General features: G+C 42.2%; 10 protein-coding genes. 9 read left to right on the forward strand and 1 reads right to left on the reverse strand.

Annotation, left to right across the window (positions count from 1 at the left end; translation table 11 throughout):
- Positions 1-2 precede the first annotated feature (2 nt).
- The 9 genes from EMP01_RS12155 to EMP01_RS12195 all read left to right on the forward strand — a co-directional run bounded on the left by EMP01_RS12155 (position 3) and on the right by EMP01_RS12195 (position 9,241).
- A complete protein-coding gene (locus EMP01_RS12155) occupies positions 3-1,247 on the forward strand; it encodes a DUF445 domain-containing protein (protein ID WP_129021792.1) in 1,245 nt (414 codons plus the stop codon).
- Between the two features lie 65 nt (positions 1,248-1,312).
- A complete protein-coding gene (locus tag EMP01_RS12160) occupies positions 1,313-3,034 on the forward strand; it encodes a hypothetical protein (RefSeq protein ID WP_129021793.1) in 1,722 nt (573 codons plus the stop codon).
- 168 nt (positions 3,035-3,202) lie between these two features.
- Positions 3,203-3,904 (forward strand): HAD family hydrolase, encoded by a 702-nt coding sequence (locus EMP01_RS12165; protein ID WP_129021794.1) that lies wholly within the window; start codon positions 3,203-3,205, stop codon positions 3,902-3,904.
- Between the two features lie 13 nt (positions 3,905-3,917).
- Positions 3,918-4,745, forward strand: a complete 828-nt coding sequence (locus EMP01_RS12170; RefSeq protein WP_129021795.1) for a phosphoribosyltransferase family protein — start codon at positions 3,918-3,920, stop codon at positions 4,743-4,745.
- Positions 4,746-4,760: 15 nt separating this feature from the next.
- Complete coding sequence (locus EMP01_RS12175; RefSeq protein WP_129021796.1) at positions 4,761-5,315, forward strand: TerD family protein; 555 nt, start codon at positions 4,761-4,763, stop codon at positions 5,313-5,315.
- Positions 5,316-5,351: 36 nt separating this feature from the next.
- On the forward strand, positions 5,352-6,437 hold the full coding sequence (locus EMP01_RS12180; protein ID WP_129021797.1) for a toxic anion resistance protein: 1,086 nt from the start codon (positions 5,352-5,354) through the stop codon (positions 6,435-6,437).
- Positions 6,438-6,450: 13 nt separating this feature from the next.
- Complete coding sequence (locus EMP01_RS12185) at positions 6,451-7,437, forward strand: hypothetical protein (RefSeq protein WP_129021798.1); 987 nt, start codon at positions 6,451-6,453, stop codon at positions 7,435-7,437.
- 13 nt (positions 7,438-7,450) lie between these two features.
- Complete coding sequence (locus EMP01_RS12190) at positions 7,451-8,110, forward strand: TerD family protein (RefSeq protein WP_129021799.1); 660 nt, start codon at positions 7,451-7,453, stop codon at positions 8,108-8,110.
- Positions 8,111-8,224: 114 nt separating this feature from the next.
- The gene (locus EMP01_RS12195) at positions 8,225-9,241 is read left to right on the forward strand and encodes a TerC family protein (RefSeq protein ID WP_129021800.1); all 1,017 of its coding nucleotides are present in this window, start codon (positions 8,225-8,227) and stop codon (positions 9,239-9,241) included.
- 428 nt (positions 9,242-9,669) lie between these two features.
- On the opposite strand, the gene EMP01_RS12200 is transcribed toward EMP01_RS12195, so the two are convergent.
- On the reverse strand, positions 9,670-11,500 hold a 1,831-nt coding region (locus tag EMP01_RS12200; protein WP_161971329.1), incomplete at its 5' end, for a gliding motility-associated C-terminal domain-containing protein.

Raw genomic sequence — 11,500 nt, forward strand, 5'->3', positions numbered from 1 at the left:
CTATGACCAACGAAGAAAAACGCATACAGCTCCGTAAATATAAGTTTTTTGCCACGGGCCTCTTCCTGCTTATGGCAGCGGTCTTTATCACCACCACCCTATTACTTAAGCATGAGTCCTGGCCCTGGCTGGGTTATGTAAAAGCCTTTTCAGAAGCCGCAATGGTGGGTGCACTGGCCGACTGGTTTGCCGTAACGGCCCTGTTCCACTATCCTTTAGGCATTCGTATACCGCATACCAACCTGATCGAAAACAGCAAGCAGCGCATTGGCGACAATCTCGGAAACTTTGTTGTAGACAACTTTCTTACCGCAGAAAATATACGTCCTTATATCGGCCGCCTCAATATTGCGCAATACATAGCCGACTGGCTGCAGAAACCCCAGCATAAAAAATTGCTGCAGGACGAGATCAGTCACTGGCTGCGCAAGATCATTACAGAACTGGATGATGCTTTTATTGCAGACCTTATTGCCCGCAAGGGAAAAGAACTGATCCATACATTGAATGTAAACCTGCTGCTCTCAAATGGGATTACCTACCTGGTCGAAAAAGGGGCACAGGAAAAGGTGGTGGGGTTTATTGCAGGAAAGTTAAAGACCTATATTGCCGAGAATGAATCGCTGGTAAAAGACCGGGTAAAACAGGAAAGCTCTATGCTGATCCCGGGTTTTGTAGACAACCTGATCGCAAAAAAAATCACCAGTGGTCTGGGCCGTTATTTTGAAGAAATAGAACAGAATAAACAGCATAAGGTACGACAGGATATACAGCAGCAATTATTACAGCTGGCTGAAGACATTAAAGTAAAAACGGAATGGTACGATGAACTGAGGCTATTGAAAGAAGACCTGTTGTCCTCTGCCAAAACGGATGCTATGGCTGCGGATATCTGGAAGAGCATTAAAGACAGCCTGCTGGAAGGACTGGACGATGAACACTCCGGCCTGAAGTTATATATGATCAAAACGATCGATGATCTGGCCAATACATTCCAGTCTGATGAGGCTATTATTGACAAGATCAACAACTGGATCCGTTACAATGCCTATAAGGCTATCATGAAGCATCGCCATAAGGCGGGCGACCTGATCAGCAATACGGTAGGTAACTGGCAGGGACGGGATCTGAGTGAGAAGCTGGAGCTGGAAGTCGGTAAGGATCTGCAGTTTATACGTGTTAATGGTACCATAGTCGGCGGACTGGTCGGACTGCTGATCTATGTCTTATCTCACTGGCTCCTTTAATTTAATGCAAGTCGTCGGTTTTCTTTGTAAATTGCATCTTTTACAAAAAGGCAGAACCTCTGACTATGAAATACAGCTTACTTCTTTCTTGCCTGAGCCTGGGGATTGCCGTAGAGGCTACTGCCCAGAGTGGCCGGGTAGATATCCAGGATGGCACTGCTGCTTACCTGAGCCGAATCGAGGCCTTGTCCGGCGAATTATCTGATGAACTACATACTGCTGTACAACCGCTACAGCACAAAGATGTTGCGGCATTCCTGAAAGAAGCGCAGCAACAAAATCTCCGTAACGGATGGAGCAATACTGATAATGGACTAATGAGCCGTTACCTGGGGCAGAACGGAGAATGGGTTACGGAAGATCATGACGGGGCTATCCGGTCAAGGATGCCTGTGATGAATACCTTTTACAAAACAAAAACAGACTTCATCTATCATAACAGCCGCGACTTGTTCCTGAGTGTAAACCCTGTATTGGGTTATCAGGGATTATACGAGCGATCGGAAAACGGTGAAGGATACAAACAGTATTTTACTGCCGGCGCTAAACTGCGGGCTACTTATAAAAATATTATCGGCGCAGACTTCAATCTGCGCTATGTATATGAAGAGCCGGTAAGCTTTTATCAGCAATATAACGACCGGCGCAATACACTGATAGGAGTACATAAGTTCAGACAAACAGCACCGGGACAATACCAGTACTGGTTACCTACGGGTCAGATCAGTGCCAGCCTGATAAAGGATTATGTTTCCATTGCAGCAGGCTATGACTACCAGAAAATCGGTGACGGGTACAGAAGCCTTATCCTGTCTGATTTTTCGGCACCGGTTGCTTATGTGCACCTGCATACCAAAATATGGAAACTGCAGTATGATAACCTGTACATGCGCCTTAGTCCGGATCAGCATATACCGGGCAATGATCTTACTGATAACAGTTACGGATATAAATATGCCACAGCTCATCACCTGAGTGCCAACATTACGTCCTGGTTGAACCTGGGTGTGTATGAAATGGTGGTCTTCAACCGCAGCAATCATTTCGAGCTCGGTTATATGAATCCGATGATCTTCTACCGTGCCATTGAGCGCAGTCTGGGCAGTCCGGACAAAGTGGCGATCGGTATAAGAGCCAAGGCTATACCAGCTAAAGGTCTGGCTTTGTACGGACAATTCCTGATCAATGAATTTACGGCAAAAGAGTTTTTCGGCAACAACGGCTACCTGCATAACAAATGGGGCGGACAGTTGGGCGTAAACTACTATGATGCTTTTACGGTACCTAACCTTGACCTGCAGGCAGAGGTGAATGTACTGCGTCCTTATACGTTCCAGCATTACGACCGGAATAACCAGGGTTATATTGCCTCCAATTTCACCAACAACAACCTGCCCCTGGCCCACCCTTTAGGTGCCGGCTTCCGGGAGCTGGTGCTGATGGCCAATTACCGTCCGGGTGCCCGCTGGAATATACAGGCTAAAGCGCTGTTATACCAGCAAGGGATCGATACCGGCAATGTCAACTACGGAAATGACCTGTCTAAAGCATATAATAAAGACGTTCCGGCTTTGTACGGCGTAAATATGATCAACGGCCTTCAGGCTACGGGCATGTCCCTGAGTCTGAACCTCAGCTATGAAATCGCACCTGGCCTGTACTTTGATCTGGGCGGCGCACATCGCAGATATACCGTAGAGCAGCAGATTATACCTGACCAACAAACAACTTACCTTTATTCAGGACTCAGACTCAACTTTTCAAGAAGAGATTATACTGCGTTTTAAGGAAATTTTACGATTTTTTCATTTGGACAATAAAAAATATGATGGCATATTGCCCTTATATTTTTATGCATGAATAATAATACCAATTATCATAAGCTTATTTTAAGGATTAATGCTCCTTTTTGTACGCGATAGAAACGAACCATAGCCTACTTATTCCCGGCATTTATGAATATAGCAATCAGTAAAACCTTAGAAGACTTGTTGCAGGAGCAGCACTATGACCATTACTCTTTCGATCTTTGGCTGACCCTGATCCGCTCACATCCGCAATTCAAACCGGAAAGAGCACATTTTTTCTATCAGTATTATAACCCTTCAGGCAAATCGCTGGAAGCCGTAACACAGGCTTTCAGAAAAGTGGATGATATGTGTAATGCGATCAATGAAAAAACCGGGAAAAATATTGAAGCGGAGGAAATGTACCTCATGGTACTATATGAGCTGGACCCGAAGACCGACTTTTGCCAATTGGATCTTGTACAATTGTACGATGCTGTAGAAGCCATGGTACTACAATACCCTCCGCAGTTATATGCAACACACACCATTGATGTATTGCAACAGCTGAAAGTGAGCGGAGCCACTTTAAATGTATTGAGTAATACTGCGTTCATTAAGGGTTGCACTCTAAGAAAGGTCTTCAATAAAATAGGGTTAAATGACCTGTTTGATTTTCACCTTTTTTCAGACGAAACGGGTGTATCTAAACCGAATCCGGAAATGTTTACCCTCATGCACCAACAGGCGCGAGCCTACCATCCAAATATTTTGCCAGAAGACATTCTGCATATAGGGGATAACCCACGGGCAGATATTGCTGGTGCCAGTGCTCAAGGTTTTCAAACTTTCTTAGTACACCAACTTTAAAATTGAGATCAACATGAATATACAACGATACTCCAGGCATATGGTCACTAGCGAAGATACCTTCAGCTTTGACCCTTCCGAATACAGCCGTTTTAAATTTGGTGATGGTGCTGTCTCCAAAAAATATGGAACAGAATTGGCCGAAGGCTTCATCGATCAATGTTTACGCCGACAAAAGGATATTGGCCAGCTGGTCGTTATCTCCAGCCCCTTCGCCTTCATACCAACTGCTACTTTTGCTATGAAGATTCATTTTGTCAACCGTCTGAACCGCTGGCTGGCGGCTAATGGCCTTCCGGTAGTACAAAAAACCAAGATTCACCGCAAGGTTACCTATAAAGAAGATTATGGCGCACTGGATGCGGAACAACGCATGAAACTGATTGGTAATGATAAGTTTCATATCGACAAAGAATTCATCAAGAACAAAACGCTGATATTCCTGGACGATATCCGTATCACGGGCAGTCATGAAAAAATGATTCTAAAAATGTCTCAAGAATATGGTATAGACAATAATGCGTGGTTATTATACTTTGCAGAATTGCAGGATTTGAGTATTCACCCTAAAATAGAAAACTATTTAAACTATTACCAGGTAAAGAATTTGGATGATTTGAATGATATTGTACAAAATCCTGGATTCCAGATTAATACCAGAATCACGAAATACATTTTAAATGCGGATACAAAAAAATTTGATAACTTTATCCGGAATCAAACACCTGATTTCATAGAATTATTATATAATATGGCAATCGGAAATGAGTACCATCTTATAGAAGCGTATCTTACTAATTTAAGTAAAATAAAACATCCAATTTCAAACCTTGTATACTAAAAAAATTATATAAAAATGGCTATAAATCTTCAGAAAGGACAAAGAGAGACTATTAATGCGCCAAAGTTCACCGTAGGATTGGGTTGGGATACCAACAGTACCACTACCGGCGGCGCCTTTGACCTGGATGCCTCTTTATTCATTGTTGGAGCGGATCGTAAAATTTTAGACGAATCTTTTTTTGTATTCTATAATAATCTACAATCACCAGACAATGCCGTTATTCATAAGGGAGATAACCTTACTGGAGCAGGTGATGGTGATGATGAACAAATTGTGATTGACCTTTCAAAAATAGATAGCCGTGCCCAGGAAATCATTATTGTTGTGACAATACACGAAGCCGGGGCCAGAAAACAAAATTTCGGCCAGGTAAGAAATTCCTTTATCCGTCTGATCGACGAAAGCAGTCAGTCTGAGGTAATGAAATTTGAACTGGACGAAGACTTCTCTATTGAAACTTCGGTAGAATTTGGGCGCATCTATAAGCGTAATAACGAATGGAAATTTGAAGCAGTAGGTACCGGCAAACAAGGCGGTCTGCAGGATTATGTAAATATCTTTGCTTAATCCATATTATTCCCTTTACTCTAAAAACGTACACTAATGTCCGATCAATCCGTTAATAATCAATTATCCGTTATTGATAAGGAAGGCAATGTAGACCTGCAGCAGATTCCATCGCAGGAATTACAAGCTTACCAGGAACTGGCCAGTCGCATCAATGAAAATGATGCCTCCTCGGTAATCAATTTTGGATCGGAAATACAAAATTCCATCGCGTCACAAAGTGACGGTTTTCTGAAAAGTGTCCGGGGATCTAACTCAGGCGAAATTGGTACCCTGATTAACAACCTGCTCACCGAGCTGAACTATGTTGATATTGATGAACTGGAACAGTCTTCGTTCAAAAAGGCATTGAAAAAAATTCCTTTACTAGGCATGCTAGTCTCTAAAGTAGAGAAGATACTGGTAAAATACGACACTATTGCAACAAATATTGATAAGATCAGTAATAAGGTAAAAGCTGGGGTGATTACGGCCAATAAGGATAATGCTATGCTGCAAACCATGTTTGACGGCAACCTCAAGTTGATAAAAGAAATTGAACGCCTGATAATTGCGGGTAACCTGAAATACAAGGAAGCCATTGCCGATCTGAGCCTTATGGAAAGTGCCCCGGAGCGTTTTCAGGATTACCAGATCGCAGATAAAAGAGAATTTGTAAACCGACTGGATCGTAGAATGGCCGATTTGAAAGTAGTGCGCTATATCATGCTGCAATCTCTGCCGCAAATCAGGTTAGTGCAGAATAATAATGTCTCAATAGCGGAAAAGGCACAGACTATCCTGACCACTACCCTCCCGGTATGGAAAAATCAGTTATCCTTAGCAATTGCCATGAATCGTCAGAAGCAAAGTATAGAAGTACAACAGAAAATCTCTAGCACTACAGAGGATATTTTGAGAAAGAATGCAGAACTGCTGGGCCAAAATGCCCGTAACGTGGCCAAAGCGAATGAGCAAACAATTGTATCTTTAGATACTTTACGCAGCACTACCCAACAACTGATTAGTACCCTGAACGAGGTAAAACAAATACAGGAAAAAGGCACTGAGCAAAGAAGAGTACTGGATACAGAGTTACAAAACCTGGAAACCGAACTGAGAAAAGGTGTAGCTCATATTTAAAACAGGATGGTGCATGCAGCATAGTGCGGAACAGGAACAGTTTAACGAAATCATTAAAGACAGTACGAGGAGGTTAGTGCGATTAAAGCTATTAGGTAACTTTTTTCAACAAATCAACCTCGTATCGATCTATATCCGTACTGAGCTCATTCACCAAACATTCAACGATCGTAAAGAACTGGACATCAACAAGCTGGAGCTCTTTCATTTACAATATACTGATAGCCTTATAGAGCTATTGCAAAAGATAAAAAAAGGAAAAGAACAACAGGTAAGCCTTTTGAGTAACGAGATTTTGCTCAACCAGGAGTATATAGATCGTATAGGCCGAACAGAAGATACCGATAATTTTGAACTGGAACGAAAGTTTTATAGCGCCAAAGCCTCTCAAAACCTGAAATGTGTTTATACACAATTAGCAGAACAGCCCAATATTTCTTTTTTCGATTGGTCTGAGATGGCTGCTTTTACCTATCGGTACAGAGAAAGCTATTACCGCGAACTGGATGTTGCGCAGGAAACATTATTGAGAAAAATTGAGAGGCAGGCAAAGGTATATAAACGTCCTTATGTCATCATAGAACGGAAACTACTGGGCAAACTAAATATACAGCAGTTTAAAGTACGATTCCTCTGCGGGTTTAAAGCCCCGGAGCATACTTACGAGCTATTCAGCATTTTCCAGGATGAGGGTCTCTTTATATATTGTGTAGAGGATAAAACGTTCTTTATGGCAACTGAACAGCAGTTAAACAGCATCAATATCGCAGGTAATACCCGGCAAAACAGGTTGCTGTCAGAGGAATTAAATGAACGTAATATGCTCCTTCAATCCAGGATTGAACAAGTAAAAACCGAACTAAAAACAGATCAGGAAAGCTTATTGAAAGAGTACCTGCAAACAATATCTGCCGTAGATTTTATGGAACATCTGCAAAGTGTAGATGCACAGACCAATATCTTGCGGACTATGTTAAATTTAAATATTAATAATAGTTAAAAATTATATTACAATGGCCATTAACTTACAAAAAGGACAAAAAATAGATTTAAAAAAGGAATCCGGCGAGCAACTCGTAAACTTTTGCGTAGGGGTTAACTGGGGCGCAATACAGAAAAAAGGATTTTTAGGCATGTCCTCCAGTTCTGTAAGCGTGGATCTAGACCTGAGTTGCATCCTGATTGACGAGGATAATAAATTATGCGATCATATGTACTCTCCTCTGTACAATGTATCGGTATTACAACAATTTGGTCTGCCTAAAGGTAAGCTGATGACCAATGATGGTGCCATGAAACATACCGGAGACGATTTACAGGGAGACCAGGGAGGAGATGATGGTCTGGACAATGAAATCATTACGGTAGACTTATCCCGTGTAGGAGCTCATGTATCTAAGATTTTCTTTTTCTTAAATAATGTAGGCAAAGAGGATTTCGCACAGATTCCGTACGCTAAAATCAGGATGTTTGAAGGAACACCTACACAGGTAAAATCTGTATTTGCGACTTATAATGTAGCCGCTGAACCAAGCTATGCCGGTAAAGCGGGACTTATTATGGCGAAACTATACAAACGCAACGGAGAATGGAAGTTCGATGCCATAGGTGACCCCACAGAGGATAAGTTTATGGGACAAACGATACAGCGCATCATCAAAAACTACGTCTAAACATTTAGCATATATTTTCCTGCCGGAATGCTGTATATGCACTTTTGCATATCAGCATTCCGGCAACGTATATCTGCCATCATCATTTACATATTCTCATATATCATTCTCATAATGGACACAAACATTCTTACCAAACACCCCGGTCTTGTCTGGGGATTCGCTATCCTTGTCGTGATAATGCTACTGGTCGATCTGGGCATTTTCAACAAAAAAAGTCATGAGGTATCTTCGAAGGAAGCAACCATCTGGAGTATTGTCTGGATATCCCTTTCAATGATCTTCTCCGGAGTGGTATACTGGGTTTTTAATCAGGATGCGGGCGGCCATGAAATAGCCCTTGAAAAATTTACCCAGTTCCAGGCGGCATACTGGATTGAGAAAGCGCTGTCAGTAGACAACCTATTTGTCTTCATCCTTGTATTTAGTTATTTTAACGTACCTCGTAACCTTCATCACCGAGTTTTGTTCTGGGGTATCATTGGGGCATTGATTTTCCGTGCAATTTTCATTTTTGCAGGTGTCGGTATCATCAATATTACTTTCCTGCCGGAGATGAACCTGTTTGGACAGAATGTACAGGTCAATGTGGTACTAGCACTGTTTGGACTATTCCTGGTTTATGCAGGGATCAAATCCTGGGGTGGCGGAGATAATGATGAGGAAAAAGATTTCAGCAACTCTGCGGGAGCGAAACTGGTAAAAAGATTGTATAAAGTAAGTGATGACTATGTGGGTGATCGATTTTTTACTGTCCAAAACGGTATCAAAATGGCTACTCCACTGCTAGTTGTGGTTGCTGTTATAGAATTTACCGATGTATTGTTTGCGGTGGATTCTATCCCTGCGATCTTTGCAATCTCTAAAGATCCTTTCATCCTGTATACCTCAAATATCTTTGCGATACTGGGTCTGAGATCATTGTACTTCCTGCTGTCCAACTTTATTCACATGTTCAGCAAATTACCTTACGGACTGTCCATCATTCTGACCTTCATTGGTATTAAGATGCTGATCGCTCCATGGGTACATATTTCCTCTCCGATATCACTGGCTATTGTGGGTGGTGTGCTTATCTTATCTGTATTGGCCTCAATTATTTTCCCGGGAGAGAAAAAAGAGCATCAATAAAATACCGTACGTAAGCATCAAATATAAAAGCACTTCTGTTTAGAAGTGCTTTTATATTTTGTTTGATCAACTATCTTAAGTCTGGTTTCCCCTCTGCTTCCCACATGGCGCAAATAACGCTATCTGAAATAAAACTGATATTGTGTTTTTTGCTTAGCAATAGTTTTTCTGATACTTTTAAAGACGCCCACCAGATCAGATGAAGCGTTGTGTTGCTACTATTCATATAATACAACTAGCGGCTAACCGGCCGATCACGGTTTATTTCATTTACTTCAATACAAAAATAAAAATCCGGGTTCTCCCAAAAAAATGTATTATCAATAGTAAATGTTAATTCTGTATTGCTTTTTGCTATATGATTAAAATAGTTAGGGATTATGCATGATACATAATCCCTAACTATATTCATTGGCTATCTGCCACAATTAGCGGATCAGCATCAGGTCTCCTTTAAAGGCCTGTTTGGATCCATCCATAAAGTATATCGTAAGCGTGTAATAATAAACACCCTGCTCTTGTGGTGCACCTTTGAAAGTGCCATCCCATCCGCTATTGATGTTAGATGTGGAATGCAGCACCTGACCCCAGCGGTTAAATATTCTGAAGTCAACCATATTATAGCTACGGTCCAATGCCAGTACGGGTGCAAAAACATCGTTCTTGCCGTCTCCGTTTGGCGTAAAGGCATTCGGCATCATTACATCTTTACGATAAGGTCTCAGATTAATATCAATCGTTGCGGTGTCCATACAACCCGAAGCAGATATTGCTACGACACTGATGTTTGTAGCCTGATTTAATTTTAGCTGCTGCATCCTGTTGTACTGATCGTTAAATAAATTTGCAGGACTCCAGGATACGATCTCATAGGCAATGCCGGAGGTATTGTCTGTCTTTAAGGTAAAATACTCTCCTTCGTAAGGCTGCTCCGGCTCAACGGACAAGGTCAGCCCCATTTTTTCAACATGTACATTCACTGTAAGATACAGGCTGTCGCAACCATTAACGGTGTACAGTGTATCTTTCAGCATGGTATTTTCATAGTATGTTTTCCCTTTGTATACTACCCTGTCACAGCCGACTGTATCTATGCTGCGTGCTATTCCGTTTTGCGGATAAATCACAATATGCGTTATCCTGTAGATACTATCGCAACCATACTGGTTTGGTATAGTATCCTTCAATTGCGTATTCTGAGTATAGGTTACCCCATTAAACACAATAGACCCGCATCCATTCAGGGTTTGCACCGTTGCCATCGCATTCACTGGCAATACGGTAAGATCAAGCGTAATAATACTATCACATCCGACCGGATTAGGGATAGTATCCTTTGCGGTATGATTGCTTGCAGTATAGACCACACCATTAAATGTATAGCTACTGCCGGCACATATAGTTACCTGGCGGTTACCTGAGGGGTGAGGCTGCACCACAATAGTCATTGTTGCCGTACCGGCACACTGCCCTGCTACAGGCGTAAAGGTATAGGTTGTGGTGGTCGTATTATCCAATGCGGGACTCCAGCTACCATTAATGCCATTGTTAGAGATCGTAGGCAATGGAGCAATTACCGATCCGATACATACCGGTGACACAGCGGTAAAAGCAGGTGTGACAGGTTGATTGACAGTGATGGTCATCGTTGCAGTTGCCGCACATTGACCAGTTGCCGGGGTAAATGTATAAGTAGTCGTAGCCGTATTGTTCAATGCAGGTGACCAGGTTCCGGTGATACCGTTAGTCGAAGTTGCTGGCAGAGCTGATAAAGTAGCACCAGCGCAGATAGCTGGCACTTGCGTGAAGGTTGGTGTTACAGCCGGATTAACGGTAATCGTCATCGTAGTTGTAGTTGCACATTGATTCGCACCCGGCGTAAAAGTATATGTTGTCGTAGCCGTATTGTTCAAGGCAGGTGACCAGCTACCAGTGATACCGTTAGTCGATTGGGTAGGCAAAGCCGATAACGTAGCACTAGCACAGATTGCAGGCACTTGCGTGAACATTGGTGTTACAACCGGATTAACCGTAATCGTCATCGTAGTTGCAGTTGCACATTGATTCGCACTCGGTGTAAAGGTATAAGTAGTAGTAGCCGTATTATTCAATGCAGGTGACCAGGTTCCGGTGATACCGTTAGTCGAAGTTGTTGGCAGAGCTGATAAATTAGCACTGGCGCAGATTGCGGGCACTTGAGTGAAGGTTGGTATGGTATTATTATTGACTTGAATTGTCATCGTAGTACTAACCGCGCAT

The sequence above is a fragment of the Edaphocola flava genome (assembly GCF_004118155.1).
Classification (GTDB): domain Bacteria; phylum Bacteroidota; class Bacteroidia; order Chitinophagales; family Chitinophagaceae; genus Edaphocola; species Edaphocola flava.